Genomic DNA, 25,270 nt, shown 5'->3' with positions numbered 1-25,270 from the left:
CGATGAGCGCTGCTGCCCCCGCCACTTCTTCGCCGGCGCGACTGGCTGCGGTCGCACGGCGCGAGCGTCGCGATGTCCGCCTTGACCGGCTGTTCCGCACTGTTCTGACCGCTGCCGGCCTGCTGGTGCTGGCGCTGCTGCTGGGTGCGGCGCTGTCGATGCTGTGGGGCGGGCGTGAGAGCCTGGCCACGTTCGGGCTGGATTTCTTCTTCACCGCCGATTGGGATGTCGGCGCACGCCGCTTCGGTGCGCTGGTGCCGATCTACGGCACCCTGGTCAGCGCCACAATTGCGCTGCTGATCGCGGTGCCGGTGAGTTTCGGCATCGCGGTGTTCCTGACCGAACTGGCACCGGGCTGGCTGCGCACGCCGGTCGGCACCGCAATCGAACTTCTGGCCGGCATCCCGTCGATCATCTACGGCATGTGGGGCCTGTTCGTGCTGGCGCCGATCCTGGGCCAGCACGTGTATCCGAAGATCAACGATACGCTTGGCCAGCTGCCGCTGATCGGCACACTGTTCCAGGGCCCGCCGCTGGGCATCGGCATGCTGACCGCCGGGCTGGTGCTGGCGATCATGGTGATCCCGTTCATCGCCTCGGTGATGCGCGAAGTGTTCCTGACCGTGCCCTCGCGCCTGAAGGAATCGGCCTACGCGCTGGGTTCCACCACCTGGGAAGTGGTTTGGGACGTGGTTCTGCCGTATACCCGCTCGGCGGTGATCGGCGGCGTGTTCCTCGGCCTGGGCCGGGCGCTGGGTGAAACCATGGCGGTGACCTTCGTGATCGGCAATGCCTATGCGCTGTCGGCCGCGTTGCTGGAACCGGGCTCCTCGATCGCTTCGACCATCGCCAACGAGTTCGCCGAAGCGGTCGATCCGCTGCACCGCTCCTCGCTGCTGGCGCTGGGCTTCGTGTTGTTCCTGCTGACCTTCGTGGTGCTGGCACTGGCGCGCCTGATGCTGTATCGGCTCAAGCGCAAGGAAGGATTGTGATGCGTCCGCTGGCCCATTCCCGTGCGCGGCATCTGCGCCGCAGGTTCACCAATGGCTTGGCGCTGGTACTGTCGGTGCTGGCAACGGTCTTCGGTCTGGTGTTTCTGGCGTGGATCGTCTGGACCACGTTCAGCCGTGGTCTGGAAGCGCTGAACCTGGACCTGTTCACCCAGATGACACCGCCGCCGAACGAGGCCGGTGGCCTGCTCAATGCCTTCTTCGGCAGCGCCGTGATCAGTGCGCTGGCGATTGCCATCGGCACGCCGATCGGCATCGGGGCCGGTATCTGGCTGGCCGAATATGCGCGCGGCTCGCGCCTGGGCAATACGGTGCGTTTCGTCAACGACATCCTGTTGTCGGCGCCATCCATCGTGCTGGGTCTTTTCATCTACGCGCTGGTGGTGCTGCCGATGGGGCATTTCTCCGCCTTCGCCGGTGCCATCGCGCTGGCGCTGGTGGCGTTGCCGGTAATCGTGCGCACCACCGATGAAATGCTGCAACTGGTGCCCGGCCAGATGCGCGAGGCCGCGCTGTCGCTCGGCATCCCGCAGTGGAAGGTGACGATGCAGATCCTGTTCCGCGCGGCACGGCCGGGCATCGTCACCGGCATCCTGCTTGCGTTGGCAAGAATCTCCGGCGAAACCGCGCCGCTGCTGTTCACCGCCTACAACAACCAGTTCTGGAGCACCAACCTGATGGAGCCGATGGCCAATGTGCCGATGGTGATCTACCAGTACGCGCTCAGCCCGTTCGCCAGCTGGAATGCGCTGGCCTGGGCCGGTGCCCTGATCGTCATGCTTTTCGTGCTCACGCTCAGTCTGCTCGCTCGCGCAATCCTGTTGCGCCAACGGATGCCCGCCAATGATTGAACCTTCCGCCATCGCCACTTCACCCGACGACGCCGCCGAACACGTCAAGCTGGCCGCGCGCGACATCCGCTTCCATTACGGCGATGCGCTCGCGCTCAAGGGCATCGATCTGGAAGTGCCCGAACACCGCGTCACCGCGCTGATCGGCCCGTCCGGCTGTGGCAAATCCACGCTGCTGCGCGTGTTCAACCGCATCTACGAGCTGTATCCGGGCCAGCGTGCCGAAGGCCAGGTGCTGCTCGATGGCCAGGACGTGCTGGCGCGCAATTATCCGCTGGCGCAACTGCGCAGCCGGATCGGCATGGTGTTCCAGAAGCCGGTGCCGTTCCCGATGACGATCTACGACAACGTCGCCTACGGCATTTCACATTACGAAAAACTGCCGCGTGCCGAGATGGATGCACGGGTGGAAGCCGCGCTGACCCGCGCCGCGCTCTGGGACGAGGTCAAGGACAAACTGAAGAAATCCGCGCTGGGTCTTTCCGGCGGGCAGCAGCAGCGCCTGTGCATCGCGCGCGCCATCGCCATCGAGCCGGAAGTGATCCTGTTCGACGAGCCGACCTCGGCGCTGGACCCGATCGCCACCGCCCGCATCGAGCAGCTGATCGAGGAGCTCAAGCACCAGTTCACGATCCTGATCGTGACCCACAATATGCAGCAGGCCGCGCGCTGTTCCGACTACACCGCCTTCATGTATCTGGGCGAACTGGTTGAACGTGGCCGCACCGACCAGATATTCACACGACCGACGCAGAAGCGCACGGAGGACTACATTACCGGGAGGTTTGGATGAGCCAGGATCACATCATCAAGAGTTACGACGAGGAGCTGACCCGGCTCACCGGCGAAATCGTGCGCATGGGCGAGATCGCCGCGTACCAGCTGGGCGCCGCGATGGACGTGCTGGAACGGCGCGACACCCGCGCGGCCGAACGCGTGATCGCCAACGACGACGCCATCGACGCGCTGGAAGCCAGCGTCAGCTATGACGTGGTGCAACTGCTGGCACGGCGCCAGCCGATGGCACGCGACCTGCGCGAAGTGCTGGCCGCGCTGCGCATCGCCTCGGCGATCGAACGCATCGGTGACTACGCCGCCAACGTGGCCAAGCGCAGCACCGCGCTGAACCGGCACGCGCCTGTACCGGCCGCGCAGGACATCCGCACACTGGCCACACTGGCCACCGAACTGCTGCAGCAGGTGCTGGTCGCCTACCGCGACCGCGATGCCGAAGCCGCCGATGTGGTGCGCCGTCGTGATGCCGATCTGGACGCGCTGCATACCCAGGTGTTCCGCGAACTGCTGGACGACATGGCGCGCGAGCCCTCGACGGTGCCGTCCTGCGCGCATCTGCTGTTCATCGCCAAGAACATAGAGCGCATCGGCGACCACGCCACCAACATCGCCGAAAACGTGTGGTATCTGGTCTACGGCGAAGAGCCGACCGAGGAGCGTCCCAAGAGCGACGAAAGCAGCCAGATCAGCTGATCGCGCTTTCCGCCTTGCATCCGAACGCCGGCTTGATGCCGGCGTTTTTCGTTGGGCGCGTGCTTTGTTCCAACCGGGACATCTGCCGCTGGGCGAGCGCGGCAGCATCCCTGCCCGGCTTCAATCGCGTGGCTTCAATCACACAACTCCAATTGCGCGATCTCAACCTCACGCGGCCTTCAACCGCGTGTCAGATGCGCGGCGATCAGCCGGCGGAACGGCGTCACGTGCTGGGCAAGGCGCAGGGCCGCATCGCGCGCCAGCCGCGCCGGCGGGCGCTCATCGCCATACATGCCGGCCACCAGCGTGGTTGCCAGATACAGCGGTCGGGCTGTCATGCGGTGGCCGCGTTCGTAACGCCGCAACGCAGCCGGACAGGCCGGGCCACGGCCGGCCCGATGCGCCGCCAGCACTTCCCGCGCAAGCCGCTGCTGCCCGAGCAGGCCCAGGTTGAATCCATGTGCGGTGACCGGATGCATGCCGACCGCGGCATCGCCGACCAGGGCGCAGCGCCGGCCGACGAACTTTTCAGCATACACGCCCACCAGCGGATACACATGGCGGCTGCCGATGACCTGCATCTTCCCCATGCGGCCATAGAAGCGGCGCTCGAATTCCTGCCCGAGCGCGGCATCGTCCAGCGCCTGCAAGGCCTGCATTTCGTGCCCCGGCAAGGTCAGCACGACCGAGGCGCGATCACCGTTCAACGGCAGCAGTGCGAGAGTCTGGCCGTAGCGGAACCATTCCATCGCCACGTGCTGATGCGGCAGTTCGTGTTCAACCCGACAGACCATCATTTCGCGCCCGAAATCGCGCATCTGCGCGCCGATGCCGAGCATCTTCCGGGTGCCGGAAAAACGGCTATCGGCAGCCACCAGCAGCACCGCGCGCAGGGTTTTCCCATCGGACAATTGCAGTTCCACCGCATCATCCAGATGACGCAGGCCGCGCACTTCGACCTCGGCATGCAAGGCCACATCGTCGCAGGCGGCGACCGCCTCGAACGCGGCGCGGCGGATCAGAAAATTGGGCACCAGCCAGCCGAGCTGTTCGCTGCGGCCATCCTGCGCGGTGATGTCCAGCGCGAATGGCGAAGACCCGTTCAGCACGCGCGCATCGCGCAGAAGAGAGATGTCAGCGGCATCGATGCGCGGCCAGATATCGAGTTCTTCCAGAATGCGGCGCGAGGTGTGGGTCAACGCGATCTCGCGGCCATCGAATGCGGCTTCACGCAGCGCCGGCAGGGCTTGGCGTTCCAGCAGCGCGATCGAAAGGCCGGCCCCGGCCAGCGAACGCGCCAGGCACAGCCCGGCTGGCCCGGCACCGACGATTGCCACATCCACGTCACGCTGCATGTCCATCACTTTTCCGCCTCCGGATCTGCGTTTTCCGCCGCGCCATTGTAGTGCGGCGGCCGCTGAACGCCGTTCGCGGCGGCCCTGAAAAAACGGTTGGCGCGGCCGGCTACACTATGATGCGATCCCACCCTTCGATTGCCGGAGCCACCATGTCCCGTACCCGTTTCGCCACACCGCTGATGCTGTCGCTGACCGCCGCCGGCAGCCTCGGCCTTGCCACCGCGCAGGCCGCGATCACCGATCTGCCACAGGGCTACGGCCTGACCCAGGACACCGCCGCGCCGGCCAAGCAGAAGGAAACCCCGGCCCGCAAGGCCGAGCCACAGGAAAAGTCCGAGCACGAAGGCAAGTGCGGCGAGGGCAAATGCGGTGAAGGCATGTGCGGTGCCGACCACCACGCCAAGCCCGACGAAGACAAGCCCGACGAAACCACCGCCAAGTCCGACAAGACCGACACCGAGGGCAAATGCGGTGAAGGCAAATGTGGCGAAGGCATGTGCGGCGGCGCTGCCTGATTGCCGGTTTGATTTCCGGTCTGATTCCAGGTTTGCGCTGATGACAAGCACCGCGCCCGCCACATCCCTGCCCGCCGCTTCGGCCGGCCTCGGGCTGCGCCGTGCGATTGCCGGCGAGCTGTTGCAAGCGCAGGCGGGTGCGGTGGATTTTCTCGAAGTCGCGCCGGAAAACTGGATCGGCGTCGGCGGCCGGCACGGGCGCAACCTCGCGCTGCTGGCCGAACACCATCCGATCCTGTGCCATGGCCTGTCGCTTTCGCTCGGCGGCCCGGCGCCGCTGGACATGGACTTCGTGGCAAAGGTGCGCCGCTTCCTGGAGCGCTGGCAGGTGCCACTGTACAGCGAGCATCTGAGCTGGTGCGCCGACGAAGGCCACCTCTACGACCTGATCCCGATCCCGTTCACCGAAGAAGGCGTGCGCCACACCGCCGCGCGTATCGTCCAGGTGCAGGACGCGCTGGGGCGCCGCATCGCGGTGGAGAACATCTCCTACTACGCCGCTCCGTGGCAGCAGATGAGCGAGATCGACTTCCTCAACGCGGTGTTGGCCGAAGCCGATTGCGACCTGCTGCTGGACGTCAACAACATCCACGTCAACAGCGTCAACCACGGCTACGACGCGCTCGCCTTCCTGCATGCGCTGCCGGCCCGGCGGGTGCGCTGCATCCATGTCGCCGGACATTACGTGCAGGCACCGGATCTGCTGGTCGATACCCACGGCGCGGCGGTGATCGATCCGGTCTGGGAGCTGCTGGCGGCCGCCTACCGGCATGTCGGCGTGGTGCCGACACTGCTGGAACGCGATTTCAATTTCCCGCCGCTGGCCGAACTGCTGGCCGAAGTCGGCACAATCCGCGCCGTGCAGCGCGCTGCCGCTGCCGGCCCTGTACGTGATGTCGCCTGACCACGAGCGCCGGGGCGACGAACGCCGGACCGCACAACGGAGTGATGGCAGTATCGACAGCAGGCCTGCCACCACGCTGGCGCAGCAACAGGAGATGTTCGCCGCGCACCTGCGCGATCCACAGCGCTACGCCGCGCCGCCGGTGGCCGAAGAACGCATCGCGGTCTATCGCGAACTGTTCTTCAACAATGTGCGCGATCTGCTGGCCGGCAATTTCCCGGTACTGCGCCGCTTGCTCGGACCCGGCCCCTGGGAACGGCTGATCCGGCAGTTCTACCGCGACCACCGCAGCGCGACGCCGCTGTTTCCCGAGCTGGGGCGCGAGTTTCTCGACTGGTTGGCGCAATGCGAAGCATCCGGACGGCAAGTGATTGAAACCTCGGTGGAAGCGGCTTCAGCCTCCGATGATGCATTTCCGAGCAGAGGAACATCCATCGCGGGCAAGCCCGCTCCCACAACTGCTCCAGATGGCGATACGGCAACAAGCCCAAGCTGGCCCGCCTTCATGCTCGAACTGGCGCATTACGAATGGATCGAGCTGGCCCTGGCGCTGGATGAAACCGATCTGTCGCAACTGGCGTTCGATCCGAACGGCGATCTGTTGCACGGCACTCCGCTGGTATCGCCACTGGCCTGGCCGCTGGCCTACCGCTTCCCGGTGCACCGCATCGGCCCGGATTTCCAACCAGAGGCGACGCCGGACACGCCCACCTTCCTGCTGATCCGCCGCGATGCGCAGCACGCCATCCACTTCCACGAAATCGATGCGCTGGGCCACGCCCTGCTGTTGACGCTGCATGACAATTGCGGCGCTGCCAGCGGCCTTGCGCTGATCGAACAACTGATCGCTGACCAACCCGATGCCGCCGCAATGCGCCAGCAGGCGCATGAACGCCTGACCAGCCTGCATCGGCGCGGCGCGATTCTGGGTACCGCCCACCTGCCATGAACGCGAAGCCAAAAAAACTCCGCCCCCACCTCTCCTGATCCCGACGCGGTGCCGGAGATCAGCGACGACTGGATTGCCGAAGCGGATCTGTTTCAAGGTGAAAAGCTGGTCCGTCGCGGCCGCCCAAGGGTGGCGGCGCCACGCCAGTTGTTGTCGTTGCGCCTGCCGCCGAACGTCATCGCGCGCTGGAAGGCCAGCGGCCCCGGCTGGCAAACGCGGATGGCGCAGGTGCTGGAAAACTCCGCACCTGCGGCAACACCGCCGTCGGATTGAGCACCCTCCCCGGCCCTGCCTGAACCTGCGCCACCGGCTGCACCGGTGAACCGGCACGGCTGCCTTACAATGCGCGAATGCCTGCATCTGCTCCCGATTTCGGCGCTGTCCGCGCCACGACGATGGCCGCGCGATTCCGTGGTTTCCTGCCCGTGGTGGTGGATGTGGAAACCGGCGGCTTCGATGCCGAACGCCACGCGCTGCTGGAGATCGCGGCGATTCCGGTGCTGATGGATGAGGATGGCACGATGCGCCCCGGTGAGCCGGTGCATACCCATGTGGAAGCCTTCCGTGGCGCACTGCTGGATCCGAAATCGCTGGAGATCACCGGCATCGATCCGGACAACCCCCTGCGCGGTGCCGTATCCGAGCGTGAAGCGCTGGGTCTGGTGTTCAACGAAGTCCGTGCCGCGGTGCGCGCCGCCGGCTGCCAGCGTGCGGTGCTGGTCGGCCACAACGCCGCTTTCGATCTGGCCTTCCTGAATGCCGCAGTCCGGCGCATCGACCACAAACGCAACCCGTTCCACCCGTTCAGCTGCTTCGATACCGTGCCGCTGGCCGGGCTCGCCTACGGCCAGACCGTACTCGGGCGGGCGGTACACGCGGCCGGCCTGGCCTGGGATTCCAGCCAGGCGCATTCGGCCTTGTACGACGCCCAGATGACGGCCGAACTGTTCTGCGGCATCGCCAACCGCTGGCGTGCGCTGTCACTGGCCGACCCGGCCCTGTCTTCCACGCTTCCGCCGGCTGCCGAAGTGGCACTGCCCGATGACCAGGTACCGCTGATCTGAACCTGTGAAGGTGGCCGGCTCTCAGGACCATGCTACCGCTTCGTCCGGTTCTCCTCCCTCTCCATCGATGATGTCCAGTTCGGCATCGGACAGGCCCAGTTCCACCGAGGTTTCCGGGTGGCGAAGGCAGAAATCGGGGATCAGCGGCGCCGCGAAACAGGCCCGAAGCGGCTTACTATCGGCAGCAAACCGGTCAGGCCAGGGCGGCCGGACTCAAACCAAACGACCTCCAAGAAAGCCAGGACGCTTCAGAATACCGGGACGGCTCACACCGCCTTGGGCAAATTGACCCGCCGCATGAGTTCTTCGGCGCTTTCCTTGCGCTCGCTGTAGCGGTCCACGAGGTAGGGCGAAACATCGCGGGTCAGCCAGGTGAACTTGACCAGTTCCTCCATCACATCGACCACCCTGTCGTGGTAGGCCGACGGCTTCATCCTGTTATTGTCATCAAACTCCTGAAAAGCCTTGGCCACTGACGACTGATTCGGGATGGTGATCATGCGCATCCAGCGCCCGAGCACGCGCATCTGGTTGACCGCATTGAAGGACTGCGAGCCGCCGCAGACCTGCATCACCGCCAGCGCCTTGCCCTGGGTAGGGCGCACAGCACCAGCAGCCAGGGGAATCCAGTCAATCTGGGCTTTCATGATGCCGGTCATGGCGCCGTGACGCTCGGGCGAACACCACACCATCCCTTCGGACCACAGTGCCAGTTCACGCAGTTCTTGCACTTTTGGGTGGGTGTCTGGCGCATCGTCGGGCAAAGGCAATCCACTGGGGTTGAAGATGCGTGTCTCAGCGCCCATGGCTTGCAGCAGCCGGTCAGCTTCTTCGACCAGCAGGCGGCTGAAGGAGCGCGGGCGCAGGGAGCCGTACAGTAGCAGGATGCGTGGTGGGTGGCCCGAGTGCGGGCGCAGCAACTGTGAGGGATTGGGCACACGGAAATGTTCAGCCTGAACCTGCGGCAGATCGGCCAAGGGTTGGGAGACGGGCTTAGACACGGCGACCTTATGCATCGATGACCACTTCACCATCTTCCTTGACGAACGAGCCCTGCTGCGGATCCGGCAGGATGTCGAGCACCATCTCCGACGGGCGGCACAGCCGTACTCCCAGCGGCGTAACCACGATGGGACGGTTGAGCAGGATGGGGTGTTGCTGGATGAAGGCCAGCAATTCTTCATCTGTCCATTTCGCGTTGCCCAGGTCCAGCTCGGCGTAAGGTGTACCTTTTTCTCGAAGCACCTCGCGCACCGAAGCGCCCATAGCGCTCAGCCAGGACTGGATCTGCTCAGTGCTGGGTGGATTTTTGAGGTACTCAATGACAGTCGGCTCCACCCCACTGTTGCGGATCAGGGCCAGCACGTTGCGCGAGGTGCCGCAGGCGGGGTTGTGATAGATGGTGATTTTGGTCATGGGATCCTCTGTGGTTCAGACGGTATGGGGTTTCCAGGCGTTGACGATAGCTACCAGCGATAGCATGACGGGCACTTCAACCAGCACGCCGACCACGGTGGCCAGTGCAGCGCCCGAGTTCAGGCCAAACAACGAAATGGCGACGGCCACCGCCAGCTCGAAGAAGTTGGACGTTCCGATCAGGCAGGCCGGGCCGGCGATGTTGTGTGGCAGCTTGAGCCACCTGGCGCCCCACCAGCCGATGAAGAAGATGCCGTAGGACTGCAGGATCAGCGGCACCGCAATCAGTGCGATCACGCCAGGCTTCTCGACGATGGTGCCTGCCTGGAAACCGAACAGCAGCACCACGGTGGCGATCAGGCCCACCACTGACCAGGGCTTGAGTCTCGCCACGAACTGACCCACGGCGGTAGGCGACTTTTGCATGAGCAGCTGCCGGGTGATCATGCCAGCCAGCAGTGGCAGCACCACATACAGCACGGTAGAGAGCAGCAGCGTCTCCCAGGGCACCGTGACGTTGGTCACGCCCAGCAGAAAGGCGGCAATCGGCGCAAAGGCGACGACCATGATCAGGTCGTTTACCGACACCTGCACCAGGGTGTAGTTGGCATCGCCTTTGACCAGCTGGCTCCAGACAAACACCATCGCGGTGCAAGGTGCCACGCCCAGCAGGATCATGCCGGCGATGTACTCGCTGGCCGATTGCGGATCGACCCAGCCTGCGAACACGTACTGAAAGAACAGCACGCCCAGCGCCGCCATGGTGAAGGGTTTGATCAGCCAGTTGACCACCAGTGTGAGCATCAGGCCCTGAGGCTTCTTGCCCACGTCCTTCACCGCATGCCAGTCGATCTGGATCATCATCGGATAGATCATGATCCAGATGAACACGGCCACCACCAGGTTCACCTGCGCGATTTCCATCGCAGCCACGGCCTGGAACACGCCGGGCATGACCAGCCCTAGACCCACACCGGCCAAGATTCCCAACCCGACCCAAACGGTCAGGTAGCGCTCAAAAACACCCATCGATCAGACCTTTTCAAGGGAATGGCCCGCCAGGTCCAGCAGACGCTGAACACCAACCGGTTCGTTTTCATCAGGGGAACCTGCGCATACCGCTATGCGTGCTGCGTGACGACAGCTTTGATCCGCCCCGGCGCTCTTGGAGGCCGTCTGGTTTGAGTCAGGTCGCCCTGGTCTGACCGGCTTGCTGCCGATAGTAAGCCGCTTCGGCTTCCGCTGGCGGGATGTGACCCGATCGGTCCCAGCAGTCGCCTGTGGTTGTACCAGTACACCCAGTTGCGCAGCGTCTGCGCCGTGCACCCGATCTTCCCGGCAATCGACTCGATCGCCGCCCACTGCGAGCTGTGCGTGTTCTGGTGCTCCAGCACCATCCGCACCGCCCGCTCCCGCACTTCCGGAAAATACTTCACTGGCGTGGTCATGGCTGCATTCTCTCAAAGGGTGGACCCTCCAGAAATACCGGGGTGCTTCACATCACGATTGTGAGGCGCTTAGGACGCACGATCAGCGCCTGGCCGCTGCATCGCACGGGCTGGCGGTCAACGTGCTGGAGGTGTGACGCTCAGCGCACCCGCATTTCCTGCTCCACCCGCAGCAGGTCTTCTTCCGTATCCACGCCGGCCGGGAACGGTTCGGGGCTGAGGGCGGCGGCGATGCGCCAGCCGGCTTCCAGGGCGCGCAGTTGTTCGAGTGATTCGATCTGCTCCAGAGTGCCGGGCGGCATCGGCGCCGCATGCGCGTTACATCGAAGTGGCCGGCGAAGATCATCTCAGCCTGCCGATGCAGCTGGACCAGCTCGTGCCGCTGGTGCTGGACTGGTTTGAACAGCCGGCCTGCCCGCGCAACGAGACCCGGCTCGCGGCAACACGCTGAACCGCAGCGCCGCACAGACACCACGTTCACACCGGCGGCACTGGCAGCGCCCTTGCGGCGGCGGCAGCATGGCGCCATGTCCTTTGCCATGTCCGCATCGCTGCATCTTTTTCACCCCGCCGTTGCCGCGTGGTTCGCGCACAGCTTCGCCGCGCCGACTGCGGCACAGGCGGCGGCGTGGCCGGCAATCGCGCGCGGCGAGGATGTGCTGGTGGCCGCGCCAACCGGTTCGGGCAAGACGCTGACGGCCTTTCTCTGGGCAATCAATTCGCTGGTTGAACAATCACTTGTCGGGTTTTCCTCGAAACAGGACCACCTGGAAAGCCTCTCCCCGCAAAGCAGCCTCTGGCCCGAACCGGCGCCGCCTTCATCGCCTGCGCCGGGCACCCTGCCCGACCGTGTGCAGGTGCTCTACATCTCGCCGCTGAAGGCACTGTCCAACGACATCCGGCTGAATCTGGAAGGTCCGTTGGCCGGCATCGGCGAAGAACTGGCCGCGCTGGGCCTGCCCGATCCGGGCATCCGGGCAGCAGTGCGCACTGGCGACACACCGCAGAACGAACGCGCCGCGCTGCGCCGGCTGGCACCGCACATCCTGGTGACCACGCCCGAATCGCTGTACGTACTGCTCGGCTCGGACTCGGGCCGGGCGATGCTGTCGGGCGTGCGCAGCGTCATCGTCGACGAAATCCACGCGCTGGCCAACAGCAAGCGCGGCAGCCATCTGACGCTGTCGCTGGAGCGGCTGCAGGCGCTGAATCCTGCACGCATCCAGCGCATCGGACTGTCGGCCACGCAGAAACCCATCGAAAAGGTTGCCGCGTTCCTGTGCGGCGGCAGGCTGGATGCAAAAAGTTTGGCTCCCTCTCCCTCGCATGCGGAGGAGAGGGCCGGGGTGACGGGGGCTTTTCCCCCGGAAGCACCAAAATCCCCGTGCAACAGCAAAGCTTCCCCCCTCACCAGTGGTGAGGGAGAGCAAACTTTTCCCTGCACCATCATCAACGCCGGTCACGTGCGCGAACGGGATCTGGCGCTGGAATTGCCGCGCAATCCGCTGGAAGCGGTGATGTCCGGCGAGGCCTGGGAAACCCTCTACGACCGCCTCGCGGAACTGGCCGACGCGCACCGCACCACGCTGGTGTTCGTCAACACCCGGCGCCTGTCCGAACGCGTCACCCGGCATCTGGCCGAACGCCTCGGGCGCGACGCGGTTGCAGCACACCACGGCAGTCTCGCCAAGGAGCTGCGACTGGATGCCGAACAGCGACTCAAGCACGGTCGCCTGCGGATGCTGGTCGCCACCGCATCGCTCGAATTGGGCATCGATATCGGCGATGTGGATCTGGTCTGCCAGCTCGGTTCGCCGGGCGCGATCGCGACCTTCCTGCAGCGCGTCGGGCGTGCCGGCCACGCCGTGGAAGCGACGCCGAAGGGCCGGCTGTTCCCGCTGTCGCGCGACGATCTTGCCGAATCGGTGGCGCTGCTGGACTGCGTGCGGCGCGGCGAACTGGACGCACTGATCGTGCCGCCGCAGCCGCTGGACGTGCTGGCGCAGCAGATCGTGGCCGAAGTCGCCTGCCGCGAATGGGACGAAACCGCGCTGTTCGGGCTGATGCGCCGTGCCGCGCCGTATCGCGATTTGTCGCGCGAACAGTTCAACGACGTGGTGCGGATGCTGGCCGAAGGCTTCAGCACCCGCCGCGGCACCCGTGCCGCCTGGCTGCACCGCGATGTCGTGGCCGGCGCCTTGCGTGCACGGCGCGGCGCGCGTCTGACCGCGCTCAGCTCCGGCGGCACGATTCCCGATACCGCCGACTATCTGGTGGTGCTGGAGCCGCAGGGCCAGATCATCGGCTCGGTGCACGAGGATTTCGCGGTCGAAAGCCTGATCGGCGACGTGTTCCAGCTCGGCAACACCTCGTACCGCATCCTGAAAGTGGAAGCCGACCGGCTGCGGGTCGAGGATGCGCAGGGCGCGCCACCGTCGATTCCGTTCTGGATCGGTGAGGCGCCGGGTCGCAGCGACGAGCTTTCCGCCGGGGTTTCGCGTTTGCGCGAAACGCTGTCGCAACTGTTCCACGAACGCACGCCGGGCGAGAGCGTCGATGCCCGGCTGGCGCGTGCCATCAACTGGCTCTGCGGGGAACTGCGCATCGATGCCCGCGCTGCGCGCGAGCTGGCCGAATACCTGTTGCACGCGCAGATCGCGCTGGGTTTTCTGCCGACGCAGAAGGAACTGGGCATCGAGCGCTTCTTCGACGAATCCGGCGCGATGCAGCTGATCATCCACAGCCCGCTCGGCAGCCGCATCAACAAGGCCTGGGGGCTGGCGCTGCGCAAGCGCTTCTGCCGCAGCTTCAACTTCGAATTGCAGGCCGCCGCGACCGAGGACAACATCGTGCTGTCGCTGTCCACCAGCCACAGCTTTCCGCTTGATGACGTGGGCCGTTTCCTGCATTCCGCGTCGGCGCGCGAAGTGCTGGTGCAGGCGCTGCTGGATGCGCCGCTGTTCGGCGTGCGCTGGCGCTGGAACGCGACCACGGCACTGGCGCTGCCGCGCATGTCCGGTGGCAAGAAGATCGCGCCGCAGATCCAGCGCATGCGCAGCGAGGACCTGCTCGGCACCGTGTTCCCCGATCAGGTTGCCTGCCTGGAGAACATCGTCGGCGAACGCCAGATTCCCGATCACCCGCTGGTCGCACAGACCCTGCACGACTGCCTGCACGAGGCGATGGATGTCGATGGTTTCCTCGCCTTGCTGCAACGCCTGGAAGCCGGCGAAGTACGCATCCATGCGCGCGATCTGACCGCGCCCTCACCGCTGGCGGCCGAAGTGCTGTCGGCGCGCCCCTATGCCTTCCTCGACGATGCGCCGCTGGAGGAACGCCGCACCCGCGCGGTGCAGCAGCGCCGCTATATCGACCCGCAGCAGGCCGACGATCTGGGCCGGCTGGATGCGGCTGCGATCGCAAAGGTGCGTGAAGAAGCCTGGCCGGACGTGCGCAATCCCGACGAGATGCACGATGCGCTCAACATGCTGGGCTTCGTCCGCCAGCACGAAGCCGACAACCACGCTGGCTGGAACACCCACCTGGCCGCGCTGGCTCGCGCCCGCCGCGCCGCGCGGATCACGCTGCCCGAAGGCGAAACCCTGTGGGTCATGGCCGAACGCCTGCCGCAGTTCCGCGCGCTGCACCCATCGCTGCAAACCGAACCCGATATCGAGGTACCGGCCGATTACGTGCACGACTGGGACGCCGATATCGCGCTGCGCGAACTGCTGCGCGCACGCCTGTCCGGCAGCGGGCCGGCCAGTGCTGCGGAACTGGGGGCGCCGCTGGGACGCTCCGCCCGTGCCGTCGAGCCGGCGCTGCTGGCGCTGGAGACCGAAGGTTTCGTGTTCCGCGGCCGCTTCACCCCGGATGCGCCGCACGAGGAATGGTGCGAACGCGGTCTGCTGGCGCGCATCCACCGCTACACCCTGGGCCGGCTGCGGCGCGAAATCGAACCCGTCCCCGCGCGCGACTTCATCCGCTTCCTGTTGCACTGGCAGCACCTGGCGCCTTCCAGCCGGATGCGCGGCCCCGATGCGTTGGGCAAGGTACTGGGCCAACTCGAAGGCTATGAAGCGCCGGCTGCGGCATGGGAAGCCAGCCTGCTGCCGGCGCGTGTGGCCGATTACCAGATCCAGTGGCTGGACGAACAATGCCGCGCCGGGCGCATCGTCTGGCAACGCCTGCATCGCGGTACCCGGTCATCGGAGGATGGCGCCCGCGCGCGCAGCGTCGCGCCCTTGCCGGCGATGCCGCTGGTGCTGTTGCCTCGCCGCCATCGTGCCGACTGGAACCGTCTGGCCGCAGCCCAACAACCGGCCGACGTTGCGCTGTCCTCGCGCGCGCAGCTGCTGCTGGACTGGTTGCAGAACCACGGCGCCGCGTTCTTCGATGAAATGCAGGACGACGTGCGGCTGCTGCGCAGCGAACTGGAGGACGCACTCGGCGAACTGGTCGCGCGTGGCGCGCTGACCTCGGACAGCTTCTCCGGCCTGCGCACCCTGCTGATGCCTGCCGCGCGGCGCGAAAAACAACGCAAGCGCAGGCGTCCCTTCGGACTGGAGGATGCCGGTCGCTGGAGTCCGGTGGCAGCAGCGTCTGCGCCTGTCAAAACAGCGATGCCGCGCGCCTCCGATCCGCAGCATGACGCGGCCGACATCGAGCGTCTGGTGCGGGTGCTGCTGCGGCGCTACGGCGTACTGAGTTGGCGTCTGCTGGAACGCGAGGCGGCCTGGCTGCCGCCTTGGCGGGTATTGCTGCGCGAGTTGCGCCGGCTCGAAGCCCGCGGCGAAATCCGCGGCGGGCGTTTCGTGCAGGGTCTTTCCGGCGAACAGTTCGCGCTGCCCGAGGCGATCCCGCTGCTGCGCCGGATGCGCGACGAAATAGCGGATGGCGAACTGGTCTGCGTCAGCGGCGCCGACCCGCTGAACCTGTCCGGCATCGCGATCAACGGCCCGAAGGTGCCGCGCCTTGCCAGCGCCCGCCTGCTGTACCGCGACGGCGTACCGCTGGCCACCCGCATCGGCGGCAATATCGAATGGCTGGGTGATGGCGCCGCGCCGGGCGGCGCGCTGGATGCGGAAACCCGCCGCCGCGGCACCTGCCTGCTGCGCGGCGAGCCCGACCTTCAGGCCTTGGCTGCGAACAGCGAAGGGCTGGCTGGCGGAACGATGCCGTGAGCCAAGGCACCGCCACCGCCACCGTTGCGCGGCCGCTGACGCACTATCTGAGCGGCGGATACATCCGCGGCAGCTGGCCGCCAGCCGCATCGGGCTCGGCCCGTAGGTAGCGGTCACGCAGCTCGGTCTGGCGCGAACGCATCGGGATTTCGCGCCCATCCAGCCACACCTGGCGCGCGGTATGCGCCACATCCAGCGGATCACCGCTCCACAGCACCAGATCGGCGGCCTTGCCGACTTCGATCGTGCCGGTACGTTCACCGACGCCGAAGGTTTCGGCTGGAATCCGCGTCAAACCGGCCAGCGCGTCTTCCCACGGCAAGCCGTGCGCGACCGCGTTGCCGGCCAGCTGGCGCTGCTTTCGCGCATTGTGCGAGGCATCGCCGGACTGGTTGAAACCGACCTGCACGCCGGCGGCACGCAGCCGCGCGGCGTTTTCCAGCGTGGCGTGGATCTGGTCGAAATTGGCCGGCAGGTTGGCCAGCGTATCGACGAACACCGGCACCTTGGCCGCGGCCAGTTCCGGTGCCAGCTTCCAGGCTTCGACCGCGCCGCTGATCGCGATATTGAGCTTGTGGCGTTGCGCGAATCGCAGCAGTTGTCGGATGTCGGCGGCACGGTTCACATCGAACACGATGCGCCCGCCGTCATCGATATAGCGCTTCAGCGCCACCCGGCCGGCCGGGGTCAGCATCGCCATATCGGCCGGTATTTTGCCGCGCAGTTCTTCGATCAGCTGCTCCAGCAGCATCCACTGCCCGGCGCGCGATACGCCGCTCAATTCCGACGCACCGCCGCCCAGCGATACGAACAGCACGCGTGGCCCGATTGGATCCGGGGCGCCATCCAGTCGCACCACCGCGCCCTGACCGCCGATGATCGAACCCCCGGCGGTGCTGTTGGCGGTCAGCAGGGTGAAGCCGATGCCTTCCACGCGTGCCACCGGCAGCAGGATCGAATCCGGGTTGTAGGCAAGGCTGACATCGAATTCGGGCCGCACCACGATGTCCTTGGCGTTCTGTCCCAGCGCCAGTGCCGCATCGCGGGTGAAGGCCTCGGCCGAGACTTCCTCCAGCCCGATGCCGCTGATGCCGCCGAACAGTGCCGGCGTCAGCGGCCTCCCCTGCGCTTCAACCACCTGCGCACCGTCAGCCGCAAGCCCGCTGCCAATCGCCGCGATCCGGCCGTTGCGCACCAGCACATCGGTATCGGCCAGCGAACCCTGCGCGCTGGCGGTGTGCACCAGTGCATTGCGGATCAGGACATCCTGGGCCGCGCCCAGCATCGGGCTCAGTGCCAGCACGGTGCCGGCCAGCAGCGCGGCCAGACGCGCACGGTTCGCGCCGGAGCGCCTGTTCAAAACGGGGCTCATCGCACACCTCCCTGCACGCTGTCCTGACCAAGACGGAAGTCGGAAACCGGCTGGCGTGCCGGATCGGCGCGGTCGTGCATCAGCGCGCCGTCGATCCAGACCTGTTCGGCCAGCGCATAGACACTGAAGGGGTTGCCGTTCCACAGCACGACATCGGCCATTTTTCCGGCTTCCAGCGTGCCGGTCTGTTCCAGCACACCGAGCGAACGTGCGGCGTTTTCGGTCAGCCAGCGGATCGCGCGTTCGGGTGCGATCTCGATGCCGGCGCGGCGCGCGTTGGCGATCACCTTGGCTGATTCCTGATTCAAACGCTGGATGCCTTCGGCCGAATCCGAGTGCACGATGGCGCAGGAGTTGGCCGGGCGGTCCACGATCGCCACGTTCTCCTGGATGCCGTCGAAGGCTTCCATCTTGAAGCCCCACCAGTCGGCCCAGAGCGCCGCGCAGGTGCCTTCGGCGGCGAGCCGGTCGGCCAGCTTGTAGGCTTCCACACCGTGGTGGAAGGCGGCAATCTCGAACTCGAATTCCTTGGCCAGATCCATCATCACCGCGATCTCGTCGGCGCGGTAGCAGTGGATATGGACCAGCACCTCGCCGGACATGGCACCGGCCAGGGTATCCAGTTTCAGATCCCGTTTGCCGGGCTCCTTGCCACTCCGGCGCTTGGCATATTCCTGCGCCTCGATGAAGGCAGCGCGGTAACCGGCGACGTTGCCCATGCGCGTGGCCGGGCCACCACGCTGGCCGTAGACACGCTTGGGATTTTCCCCGCAGGCCATCTTCAAGCCGTAGGGTGCATCGGGAAATTTCATGCCCTGCACGTCCACCGCCGGCACGTTCTTCAACGTGACGCCGCGGCCACCCACGAGGTTGGCTGAACCAGGCAGGATCTGCAGCGTGGTGACGCCGCCGGCCAGGGCCGCGGCAAAACCCGGATCCTGCGGCCAGACCGAGTGTTCGGCCCAGACCTGTGCCGTGACCGGGCTGGTCATCTCATTGCCGTCACTGTGCGACTGGGTGCCTGGGCTGGGATAAACGCCAAGGTGCGAGTGCACGTCGATGATGCCGGGCGTGACCCACTTGCCGCGGCCATCCACGCGGGTGGCATGGGCGGGGGCCGCCAATCCTTGCCCGATGGCGGCGATGCGGCCGTTTTCCAGCAGCACATCGGCCGTCTCCAGCCGCTCCCCGTTGCCGACCAGCACGGTTGCGCCATTGATCAGCACCGGGCCGGAGGTGACCGGCCGATAGCGGCTGACATAGGCCTCGCCGGTAAAATCCAGCGGCGTATCCCCAGCAGCGCTGATCGTGCGGCGCGTACCCGCTGCGTCATGCGCACAGGCGCCCAAAACCGCAACGCACAGCGCCGCGCTCAACACTCGAATCATCTGCGATCCCCTCGCTCATCGAACAGGTGCGGCAAGTTGCCGGGTTCTCCCGTCACCTGCCGCCTGGACCGCGACATTAGCCCGAAGCCCGCCTCCGGCGGACTGGCCGAAAGTCATGCCGCCATGTGATGTCTCACGTGCCTTCTGTGAAAGGGCGCGGTGTGCCACATCACGGCACGATGCGGCACCGGTCTTTTCACCGCACAACGAAAAGACCCGGCCGCAGCCGGGTCTTCGATCCGGGCCGGCGCATGACGCTACCGGTTTCACACTGGATGCGCGGCGATGACGCCGCCGGTGTGATCAGTGGTGTTCGGCACCAGGCGGATGCGCGTGGCGGTGTTCGATCTCTTCTTCGGTCGCATCGCGCACGTCCAGAATGTCCACCTCGAAGCGCAGCGTCTTGCCGGCCATCGGGTGGTTCAGATCGACATCCACCACCGACATGCCGACCTTGAGTACCGTCAGCGGACGCGGACCCTGCTGGGTCTGCACCATCACCGTCTGCCCGGGCACCAGCTTGGCATTGCCGAAGCGCTTTTTCGGCACGCGCTGGATCAGGCTCTCGTCGCGCTCGCCATAGGCTTCGGACGGCTCCACGGTAGCCTCGACATGATCACCGGCGGCCTTGCCTTCGAGCGCCTTTTCCAGGCCCGGAATGATATTGCCGGCGCCATACAGGACATAGAGCGGCGTGCCGCCCTCCTTCGAGCTTTCGACCTGGTTGCCGTCGGCTTCAAAGACGGTGTAATGGAAGGAAACGACCTTGTTTTTCTCGATATTCATGGGATCAGGCTGCCGGAATGAGCCACTCAGGATAGCGCGTTGCGCGCTGCAGGGCACCTGTGGCGCCGTCGCTCCGGCCGCGATGGTGCCGGCAACAGCCGGATTCCGGGTTTGACAGCGGCGCCAGCCTTGCATGAACGTGCCGACATGATTGCCGCACGCCCCAACCCCACCCCACGCCTTGCACGACACCGGCCAACCCCAATCCTGACGTGTGCCGGCCTGTTCTTCGCACTGCTGTTGTCGCTGTCGCTGGGCGGCTGCGGCGGCAAGTACACCAAGCCGCAGACGCCACCTGCCGCCAGCGGCACCTACTACGCCAACGGCCCGGCGCACGCCAACGACGTGCTGTTCAACGCCATCAGCCTGGTCGGCACGCCCTACCGTTACGGCGGCAACACCCCGGCCGGCGGCTTTGATTGCAGCGGTCTGGTCGGCTACGTGTTCCGCGAAGCCGCCGGGCTGGCACTGCCGCGCAATTCGCAGGCCATCGCCGAGGTCAAGGCACCCAAGGTCGAACGCAAGCGCCTGCTGCCCGGCGATCTGGTGTTTTTCGGCCGCCGCGCGGTCAACCACATCGGCATCTACGTCGGCGAAGGCCGCTTCGTCCACGCCCCCAGCAGCGGCGGCACCGTCCGCATGGATCATCTGGATGGCCACTACTGGCGCGATCACTACCTTTACGCCAAACGCGTGCTGCGCTGAGCCACAAAGCCACGGCAATGCAGTTGCATTACAATGGCGACATCCTGTGCCGAGGCCCGTCCATGCCCTCCCTGATCGAAGCCGAATCCACCCTCACCGACCGCTACCAGACCACCGTTCCTGAAACCGTGCGGCGGGCGCTTCAGCTCGGCAAGCGCGACCGCATCCGCTGGGCGATCAATGCCGATGGCCAGGTCCTGCTGCAGCGGGCCGATGATGCCGCCGACCCCGTACTGGGACGCTTTCTGGATTTCCTCGCTGCCGACATGACAGCCCATCCGGAACACCTGCGCAGCCTCGATACCGGGCTGGCCACCCACCTCGAAAAGCTGGTCGGACATATCGATATCGATCTGGGTGCACCCTTGTCCGACGACGGCGAATGAAGCCGGACAACCCTCCACTGGCGGTCCATGACTGGACCTTGATGGCGCATCCGTTGTTTCTGGACCAGGTCCAGACGTTGACGACCCAGGTGGAAACCCTGCGCCGCAAAGACCCGGAAGGCTATGTCAGGAAGAACGCCAGCAAGCGCCTGGCGGCGATCCATCGGCTGGCGTTCGACATCATCCCGCAAGACCCGACACGCAGCGGATACCGCCAGGGCAGCGCCCTGGGTGACGAGCGCAAGCATTGGTTCCGGGCCAAATTCTTCCAGCAGTACCGCCTGCTCTTCCGCTACCACGCAGCCAGCCGGTTGATCGTCTACGCATGGGTCAATGACGAAAGCAGCAAACGGGTATACGAGCGCACGGGTGACGCCTACCGTGTTTTCACCCGGATGCTGGACAGCGGCCATCCGCCGGACGACTGGGCCGCACTGCTGGCCACCAGCGAGAATCTGCCGGGCTCCTGAACTGCGTCCTGTGGGAAACCGGCAGCATCATTGTTCGCGCTGCACCGGCACGCCATGCGCAGCAGCATGGCCACGCGCCACGTCCACGCGCATCAGCAATAACAGCCCGGTGACGAAAAACAGTGCGGTGACGCCGATCGCAAGCCGGTGGTTGCCGGCGGTGGCGGCGTTGACGATGCCGTAGCTCAGCGGTCCGAGGATCGAGGCCAGTTTCACTGCCAGCCCCCACAGGCCGAAGATTTCCGCTTCGCGCTGCGGTGGACACAGATAACCGACCAGCGCCCGCCCAGCCGATTGCGAAGCACCCAGACAGATACCGACCAGATTGGCCGCGATCCAGACCACCACCATGCCGTTGGCGAATGCCATCATGCCGACCGCCAGCAGCCAGCCCAGCAGGGTGACGGCCAGCACGCGGCGATGCCCGAAGCGGTCCTGCAAGGCACCGAATGCGAATGCGCCGAGCGCGGCGGTGATGTTCACCACCAGGATCAGGGTGATGCTCTGCGCGGTGGTGAACCCCAGCGCCTGTTCGGTATAGATCGCCGCCAGCACGATCACCGTCTGCACCCCGGCCTGGTAGCAGACGATGCAGGCCAGCAGCCGGCGCAGGTCGAGCAGACCATCGCCACCGCGCAACGCACTGCGTACCCGGGCCAGCGCCAGAGCCGCAACCTGGCCATCGGCCAGCGCTTGCGGGCGGGCGCGTTCGCGCAGCAGAAAGACCGTGGGCAATACCGCCAGCGCGAACACCGCCGCGGTGATCAGCATCGTCTGCGGCACCGCTTCAGCGGCACTGCGGCCGGTGCCCTGGATCCAGTACAGACACAATCCCAGCGTCAGCAACCCGCCGATATAGCCCAGGCCCCAGCCCCAGCCGGACACCTTGCCCATCGCTTCGGGCCGCACCAGTTCCGGCAGGAAGGCCGCGATCAGGTTCTCGCCCATGCCGAACGCGAAGTTGCCGATCACCACGATGCACAGCGCCAGCGCCACATTGCCCGGGCCGCACAGCGACAGCGCGGCGGTGCCGACAATGCACAGCACGGCGCTGCCGATCAGCAGTTCGCGCTTGCGTGCCCGCAGATCGGCCCAGGCACCGATCAGCGGCGCACTGACCAGATTCACCGCATAAGACAGCGACAGCGCCGCCGTCCACGCCAGCGTCGCCCAGTTCGCGCCACCGGCGATCACCGAGACGAACCAGGCGTTGAACACCGCCGTGACCACCACCGTGGTGTAACCGGAGTTCGCGAAATCGAACATCGCCCAGGCCAGCACTTCGCGCCGCTGCACCGGCGGCGTACCGGGCGGATGGGATGCCGCAAATTCAGGCGTGCTCACGCCCGGCACCCGAACAAGACACAGCGGCGGCTGGCAGACGCCGCCAGCGGCATGGGTGGAACGGTTGGTGGAACGGAAAGATCAGCGGGAATGGCGCTCATTCGGATCAGGCACGGCAATGGACCGCACAGCATAGAGCCTTGCCGGTTGCACGGTGGTTTCGATCGATACGGCCATAGCTTGCAGGCGAAAATCACAAAACGAATGCGCGGCAGCATGGATTCGGGTCATTATTCCGGCGTTGCCGGCGCGCGGTGACATGCGGTTTCCCGGCAATTCCCATTCCGCGGATTCAAACCATGGGCAAGCGTTTGGCAGCAGAGTTGTTCGGTACGTTCTGGCTGGTGTTCGGCGGCTGTGGCAGCGCGATCTTCGCGGCGGCATTTCCGGAGCTTGGCATCGGCTTTGCCGGTGTGGCGCTGGCTTTCGGCCTGACCGTGCTGACGATGGCCTATGCGGTGGGCCATATTTCCGGCGGGCACTTCAATCCGGCGGTGACGCTGGGGCTGGTCACGGGCGGTCGTTTCCCGGCACGCGACGTGCTCGGCTATGTGATCGCACAGGTCATCGGGGGCGTGCTCGCCGGCGCCGCGCTTTATGCGGTCGCCAAAGGCGCGCCGGATTTCAGCGCCGGCGGCTTCGCCTCCAATGGCTTTGCCGAATTGTCGCCGGGCGGCTATTCGATGGGCGCGGTGTTGATGGCCGAAGTGCTGCTGACCGCGTTCTTCCTGATCGTGATCCTGGGCGCGACCGATTCACGTGCACCGGGCGGATTTGCGCCTCTCGCCATCGGCCTGTGCCTGACCCTGATCCATCTGATCTCGATCCCGATTTCCAACACCTCGGTCAACCCGGCGCGCAGCACTGGCGTGGCGTTGTTCGCCGATACCGCCGCGATGTCGCAGCTGTGGCTGTTCTGGATCGCGCCACTGGTGGGCGGCGCCATCGGCGGGACGATCTACGCCTTGCTGCTGGACAAGCCCAGAACCTGATCCGTTCTTCAACCTGGGCCGGCGCCGGATGCGACGCCGGCTCCGGGTAGCGAAAAACACCGCGCCAGCTGAATCCTGCGCCTTGCCGATCTGGTTATTCCGCCCGCAAGCGCGTAGAGTGGGCGGGCTGTTTGCTCTGGTGTCGCGTTTTCCCGGTCGCCCTTGTTGCCACCTGCCGCACGCCCCTTCCCGCAAGCACTTCGAAGCCGTCGATCCTCTTCGCTTCGAACCATCTTCAAGACCCGGCGCGGATACGGGAACGCTGCGGTCAGGACATCAGGAGCCACCATGTCTTTTTCTTCCCTCGGGCTGAAGCCCGAGCTCGTCCGTGCCTTGGACGCGATGGGCTATACCTCACCGACACCGATCCAGGAACGTGCCATCCCGCGCGTGCTGGAAGGCCGCGACCTGCTCGCCGGCGCCCAGACCGGCACCGGCAAGACCGCCGCTTTCTCGCTGCCGGTGCTGCAACGCCTGCACGATGCCGCCCCGCAGCGCGGCCCGCGCCCGCCGCGCGCACTGGTGCTCACGCCCACGCGTGAACTGGCGTTGCAGGTGCACGACAATATCCGCAGCTATGCCAAGCATCTGCGCCTTTCCAGTACCGTGATCTTCGGCGGTGCCGGCATGAACCCCCAGCTCGAAGCGCTGCGCCGCGGCGTGGACGTGCTGGTGGCCACGCCCGGCCGCCTGATCGATCACATCGAACGCCGCAGCGTTGATCTTTCCAAGATTGAAGTGCTGGTGCTGGACGAAGCCGACCGCATGCTCGACATGGGCTTCCTGCCCGCGATGAAGCGCATCCTCGGCGTGCTGCCGCGCCAGAACCGCCAGACCCTGCTGTTCTCCGCCACGTTCGCTTCTGAAATCAAGCAGTTGGCGCAGCAGTTCATGCGCGATCCGGAGGAAATCCAGGTCACGCCACAGAACACCGTCGTGGCCACGGTCGAACACCGCGGGCATCCGGTCGACACCTCGCGCAAACGTGATCTGCTGCTGCATCTGATGGCCGCCAACAGCCGCCGCCAGACCCTGGTGTTCACCCGCACCAAGCACGGCGCCAATCGCCTGGCCGAGTTCCTGGAAAAAGCCGGCATGCGCGCTGCCGCGATCCACGGCAACAAGTCGCAGAGCGCACGGGTCAAGGCCCTGACCGAATTCAAGAACGGCAAGTGCACGGTGCTGGTCGCCACCGATATCGCGGCGCGCGGCATCGATATCGACCAGCTGCCGGTGGTGGTCAATTTCGACCTGCCGACCATCGCTGAAGACTATGTGCACCGCATCGGCCGCACCGGCCGCAACGGCAGCAGTGGCGAGGCGATCTCGCTGGTGGCGCCGGAAGAAGGCCCGCTGCTGCGCGACATCCAGAAGCTGCTCCGGCAGGACATCCAGATGACCTCGATCGAAGGTTTCGAGGCGTCCAGCCCGCTGCAGATGAACGGTTCGCTGAAGGCCGCACGCCGCCCCGGCCATGGTCAGGCGCAGCGCAATGCACGCCCGGCCGGTTCCGGCCAGAAGAAGCCCGCCGCACCCGGCGGCAATCGTCCGCCGCGACAGGGCCAGCACAGCGGCCGTGGCGGTGGTCAGGGCCGTCCCAATAGCGGTGGCGGCCAGCGTCGTCAGGCGATCTGACGCCCT

General features: G+C 65.9%; 25 protein-coding genes and 2 pseudogenes. 16 read left to right on the top strand and 11 right to left on the bottom strand.

What is annotated here, in order from left to right; genetic code table 11:
- Positions 1–2 precede the first annotated feature (2 nt).
- From pstC to phoU, 4 genes are read left to right on the top strand one after another with little or no spacing between them, the layout of a single operon-like run.
- Positions 3–992, top strand: coding sequence for a phosphate ABC transporter permease subunit PstC (gene pstC / locus WDB66_RS05560; RefSeq protein ID WP_339397545.1), 990 nt, complete (start codon positions 3–5; stop codon positions 990–992).
- A complete protein-coding gene (gene pstA, locus WDB66_RS05555) occupies positions 992–1,861 on the top strand; it encodes a phosphate ABC transporter permease PstA (RefSeq protein WP_339397544.1) in 870 nt (289 codons plus the stop codon). The genes pstC and pstA overlap by 1 nt, the downstream gene beginning before the upstream one ends.
- The gene (gene pstB / locus WDB66_RS05550; RefSeq protein ID WP_339397543.1) at positions 1,854–2,654 is read left to right on the top strand and encodes a phosphate ABC transporter ATP-binding protein PstB; all 801 of its coding nucleotides are present in this window, start codon (positions 1,854–1,856) and stop codon (positions 2,652–2,654) included. Before pstA ends, pstB begins: the two co-directional genes overlap by 8 nt.
- Entirely contained in the window at positions 2,651–3,349 is a 699-nt protein-coding gene (gene phoU, locus WDB66_RS05545; RefSeq protein ID WP_339397542.1) for a phosphate signaling complex protein PhoU, read from the top strand. Before pstB ends, phoU begins: the two co-directional genes overlap by 4 nt.
- Before the next feature lie 179 nt (positions 3,350–3,528).
- Here the strand turns inward: phoU and ubiM are convergent, their stop codons facing one another.
- A complete protein-coding gene (gene ubiM, locus WDB66_RS05540; protein WP_339397541.1) occupies positions 3,529–4,710 on the bottom strand; it encodes a 5-demethoxyubiquinol-8 5-hydroxylase UbiM in 1,182 nt (393 codons plus the stop codon).
- A gap of 146 nt (positions 4,711–4,856) precedes the next feature.
- Between ubiM and WDB66_RS05535 the strand changes: the two genes are divergently transcribed.
- The 5 genes from WDB66_RS05535 to rnt all read left to right on the top strand — a co-directional run bounded on the left by WDB66_RS05535 (position 4,857) and on the right by rnt (position 8,139).
- Entirely contained in the window at positions 4,857–5,222 is a 366-nt protein-coding gene (locus WDB66_RS05535; protein ID WP_339397540.1) for an HvfA family oxazolone/thioamide-modified RiPP metallophore, read from the top strand.
- A gap of 40 nt (positions 5,223–5,262) precedes the next feature.
- Positions 5,263–6,126, top strand: coding sequence for an HvfB family MNIO-type RiPP peptide maturase (locus tag WDB66_RS05530; protein WP_339397539.1), 864 nt, complete (start codon positions 5,263–5,265; stop codon positions 6,124–6,126).
- The gene (locus WDB66_RS05525; RefSeq protein WP_339397538.1) at positions 6,116–7,075 is read left to right on the top strand and encodes an HvfC/BufC N-terminal domain-containing protein; all 960 of its coding nucleotides are present in this window, start codon (positions 6,116–6,118) and stop codon (positions 7,073–7,075) included. Before WDB66_RS05530 ends, WDB66_RS05525 begins: the two co-directional genes overlap by 11 nt.
- A gap of 48 nt (positions 7,076–7,123) precedes the next feature.
- Positions 7,124–7,348, top strand: coding sequence for a BrnA antitoxin family protein (locus WDB66_RS05520; protein WP_339397537.1), 225 nt, complete (start codon positions 7,124–7,126; stop codon positions 7,346–7,348).
- 122 nt (positions 7,349–7,470) lie between these two features.
- Positions 7,471–8,139, top strand: a complete 669-nt coding sequence (gene rnt, locus WDB66_RS05515; protein ID WP_339397536.1) for a ribonuclease T — start codon at positions 7,471–7,473, stop codon at positions 8,137–8,139.
- A 266-nt stretch (positions 8,140–8,405) separates the two neighbouring features.
- Here the strand turns inward: rnt and arsH are convergent, their stop codons facing one another.
- From arsH to WDB66_RS05490, 5 genes and pseudogenes are all read right to left on the bottom strand, one after another.
- A complete protein-coding gene (gene arsH, locus WDB66_RS05510) occupies positions 8,406–9,155 on the bottom strand; it encodes an arsenical resistance protein ArsH (RefSeq protein ID WP_339397535.1) in 750 nt (249 codons plus the stop codon).
- Complete coding sequence (arsC, locus tag WDB66_RS05505; RefSeq protein ID WP_339397534.1) at positions 9,148–9,555, bottom strand: arsenate reductase (glutaredoxin); 408 nt, start codon at positions 9,553–9,555, stop codon at positions 9,148–9,150. The genes arsH and arsC overlap by 8 nt, the downstream gene beginning before the upstream one ends.
- A gap of 15 nt (positions 9,556–9,570) precedes the next feature.
- Positions 9,571–10,584: an ACR3 family arsenite efflux transporter gene (arsB, locus tag WDB66_RS05500; RefSeq protein WP_339397533.1), complete on the bottom strand. Its 1,014-nt coding sequence runs from the start codon at positions 10,582–10,584 to the stop codon at positions 9,571–9,573.
- Between the two features lie 266 nt (positions 10,585–10,850).
- Positions 10,851–11,003, bottom strand: a pseudogene (locus tag WDB66_RS05495) (IS3 family transposase); the annotation flags it as partial.
- A gap of 140 nt (positions 11,004–11,143) precedes the next feature.
- Positions 11,144–11,311 (bottom strand): annotated as a pseudogene (locus WDB66_RS05490) (3-deoxy-manno-octulosonate cytidylyltransferase); the annotation flags it as partial.
- A 20-nt stretch (positions 11,312–11,331) separates the two neighbouring features.
- Between WDB66_RS05490 and WDB66_RS05485 the strand changes: the two are divergent.
- Both WDB66_RS05485 and WDB66_RS05480 read left to right on the top strand, forming a co-directional pair.
- A complete protein-coding gene (locus WDB66_RS05485; RefSeq protein ID WP_339397532.1) occupies positions 11,332–11,454 on the top strand; it encodes a hypothetical protein in 123 nt (40 codons plus the stop codon).
- Between the two features lie 88 nt (positions 11,455–11,542).
- Positions 11,543–16,186 carry a DEAD/DEAH box helicase gene (locus tag WDB66_RS05480; protein ID WP_489670828.1) on the top strand — a complete coding sequence of 1,548 codons (4,644 nt, stop codon included), beginning with the start codon at positions 11,543–11,545 and terminating at the stop codon, positions 16,184–16,186.
- Positions 16,187–16,229: 43 nt separating this feature from the next.
- On the opposite strand, the gene WDB66_RS05475 is transcribed toward WDB66_RS05480, so the two are convergent.
- From WDB66_RS05475 to WDB66_RS05465, 3 genes are all read right to left on the bottom strand, one after another.
- Positions 16,230–17,558, bottom strand: a complete 1,329-nt coding sequence (locus WDB66_RS05475; protein ID WP_489670823.1) for an amidohydrolase family protein — start codon at positions 17,556–17,558, stop codon at positions 16,230–16,232.
- Positions 17,555–18,946, bottom strand: coding sequence for an amidohydrolase (locus WDB66_RS05470; RefSeq protein ID WP_489670822.1), 1,392 nt, complete (start codon positions 18,944–18,946; stop codon positions 17,555–17,557). Before WDB66_RS05470 ends, WDB66_RS05475 begins: the two co-directional genes overlap by 4 nt.
- 303 nt (positions 18,947–19,249) lie before the next feature.
- Positions 19,250–19,732: an FKBP-type peptidyl-prolyl cis-trans isomerase gene (locus WDB66_RS05465; RefSeq protein ID WP_339397530.1), complete on the bottom strand. Its 483-nt coding sequence runs from the start codon at positions 19,730–19,732 to the stop codon at positions 19,250–19,252.
- A gap of 147 nt (positions 19,733–19,879) precedes the next feature.
- Between WDB66_RS05465 and WDB66_RS05460 the strand changes: the two genes are divergently transcribed.
- The 3 genes from WDB66_RS05460 (at position 19,880) to WDB66_RS05450 (ending at position 21,293) form a co-directional block, all read left to right on the top strand.
- A complete protein-coding gene (locus WDB66_RS05460) occupies positions 19,880–20,437 on the top strand; it encodes a C40 family peptidase (protein ID WP_339397529.1) in 558 nt (185 codons plus the stop codon).
- Positions 20,438–20,499: 62 nt separating this feature from the next.
- Positions 20,500–20,823 carry a type II toxin-antitoxin system PrlF family antitoxin gene (locus WDB66_RS05455; protein WP_339397528.1) on the top strand — a complete coding sequence of 108 codons (324 nt, stop codon included), beginning with the start codon at positions 20,500–20,502 and terminating at the stop codon, positions 20,821–20,823.
- Positions 20,820–21,293 carry a type II toxin-antitoxin system YhaV family toxin gene (locus WDB66_RS05450; protein WP_339397527.1) on the top strand — a complete coding sequence of 158 codons (474 nt, stop codon included), beginning with the start codon at positions 20,820–20,822 and terminating at the stop codon, positions 21,291–21,293. The genes WDB66_RS05455 and WDB66_RS05450 overlap by 4 nt, the downstream gene beginning before the upstream one ends.
- A gap of 27 nt (positions 21,294–21,320) precedes the next feature.
- Here the strand turns inward: WDB66_RS05450 and WDB66_RS05445 are convergent, their stop codons facing one another.
- Together WDB66_RS05445 and WDB66_RS05440 are read right to left on the bottom strand one after the other, a co-directional pair.
- Positions 21,321–22,637, bottom strand: coding sequence for an MFS transporter (locus tag WDB66_RS05445; protein WP_339397526.1), 1,317 nt, complete (start codon positions 22,635–22,637; stop codon positions 21,321–21,323).
- 81 nt (positions 22,638–22,718) lie between these two features.
- On the bottom strand, positions 22,719–22,898 hold the full coding sequence (locus WDB66_RS05440; protein ID WP_339397525.1) for a hypothetical protein: 180 nt from the start codon (positions 22,896–22,898) through the stop codon (positions 22,719–22,721).
- Between the two features lie 38 nt (positions 22,899–22,936).
- On the opposite strand from WDB66_RS05440, the gene aqpZ reads away from it, so the two are divergent.
- Both aqpZ and WDB66_RS05430 read left to right on the top strand, forming a co-directional pair.
- Positions 22,937–23,629, top strand: coding sequence for an aquaporin Z (gene aqpZ, locus WDB66_RS05435; RefSeq protein WP_339397524.1), 693 nt, complete (start codon positions 22,937–22,939; stop codon positions 23,627–23,629).
- Positions 23,630–23,917: 288 nt separating this feature from the next.
- Positions 23,918–25,264, top strand: coding sequence for a DEAD/DEAH box helicase (locus tag WDB66_RS05430; RefSeq protein ID WP_339397523.1), 1,347 nt, complete (start codon positions 23,918–23,920; stop codon positions 25,262–25,264).
- Positions 25,265–25,270: the final 6 nt, after the last annotated feature.

The organism is Denitratimonas organivorans, assembly GCF_037478135.1.
GTDB lineage: Bacteria > Pseudomonadota > Gammaproteobacteria > Xanthomonadales > Xanthomonadaceae > Denitratimonas.
Note: the sequence above shows the minus strand (reverse complement) of the source record. Positions and strands in the feature narration are given on the sequence as shown.

Coding starts and splice junctions, on each gene's coding strand:
- pstC (WP_339397545.1), top strand. CDS start 3: ATGAGCGCTGCTGCCCCCGCCACTTCTTCGCCGGCGCGACTGGCTGCG.
- pstA (WP_339397544.1), top strand. CDS start 992: ATGCGTCCGCTGGCCCATTCCCGTGCGCGGCATCTGCGCCGCAGGTTC.
- pstB (WP_339397543.1), top strand. CDS start 1,854: ATGATTGAACCTTCCGCCATCGCCACTTCACCCGACGACGCCGCCGAA.
- phoU (WP_339397542.1), top strand. CDS start 2,651: ATGAGCCAGGATCACATCATCAAGAGTTACGACGAGGAGCTGACCCGG.
- ubiM (WP_339397541.1), bottom strand. CDS start 4,710: ATGGACATGCAGCGTGACGTGGATGTGGCAATCGTCGGTGCCGGGCCA.
- WDB66_RS05535 (WP_339397540.1), top strand. CDS start 4,857: ATGTCCCGTACCCGTTTCGCCACACCGCTGATGCTGTCGCTGACCGCC.
- WDB66_RS05530 (WP_339397539.1), top strand. CDS start 5,263: ATGACAAGCACCGCGCCCGCCACATCCCTGCCCGCCGCTTCGGCCGGC.
- WDB66_RS05525 (WP_339397538.1), top strand. CDS start 6,116: ATGTCGCCTGACCACGAGCGCCGGGGCGACGAACGCCGGACCGCACAA.
- rnt (WP_339397536.1), top strand. CDS start 7,471: ATGGCCGCGCGATTCCGTGGTTTCCTGCCCGTGGTGGTGGATGTGGAA.
- arsH (WP_339397535.1), bottom strand. CDS start 9,155: ATGCATAAGGTCGCCGTGTCTAAGCCCGTCTCCCAACCCTTGGCCGAT.
- arsC (WP_339397534.1), bottom strand. CDS start 9,555: ATGACCAAAATCACCATCTATCACAACCCCGCCTGCGGCACCTCGCGC.
- arsB (WP_339397533.1), bottom strand. CDS start 10,584: ATGGGTGTTTTTGAGCGCTACCTGACCGTTTGGGTCGGGTTGGGAATC.
- WDB66_RS05480 (WP_489670828.1), top strand. CDS start 11,543: ATGTCCGCATCGCTGCATCTTTTTCACCCCGCCGTTGCCGCGTGGTTC.
- WDB66_RS05475 (WP_489670823.1), bottom strand. CDS start 17,558: ATGAGCCCCGTTTTGAACAGGCGCTCCGGCGCGAACCGTGCGCGTCTG.
- WDB66_RS05470 (WP_489670822.1), bottom strand. CDS start 18,946: ATGATTCGAGTGTTGAGCGCGGCGCTGTGCGTTGCGGTTTTGGGCGCC.
- WDB66_RS05465 (WP_339397530.1), bottom strand. CDS start 19,732: ATGAATATCGAGAAAAACAAGGTCGTTTCCTTCCATTACACCGTCTTT.
- WDB66_RS05460 (WP_339397529.1), top strand. CDS start 19,880: ATGATTGCCGCACGCCCCAACCCCACCCCACGCCTTGCACGACACCGG.
- WDB66_RS05455 (WP_339397528.1), top strand. CDS start 20,500: ATGCCCTCCCTGATCGAAGCCGAATCCACCCTCACCGACCGCTACCAG.
- WDB66_RS05450 (WP_339397527.1), top strand. CDS start 20,820: ATGAAGCCGGACAACCCTCCACTGGCGGTCCATGACTGGACCTTGATG.
- WDB66_RS05440 (WP_339397525.1), bottom strand. CDS start 22,898: ATGTCACCGCGCGCCGGCAACGCCGGAATAATGACCCGAATCCATGCT.
- aqpZ (WP_339397524.1), top strand. CDS start 22,937: ATGGGCAAGCGTTTGGCAGCAGAGTTGTTCGGTACGTTCTGGCTGGTG.
- WDB66_RS05430 (WP_339397523.1), top strand. CDS start 23,918: ATGTCTTTTTCTTCCCTCGGGCTGAAGCCCGAGCTCGTCCGTGCCTTG.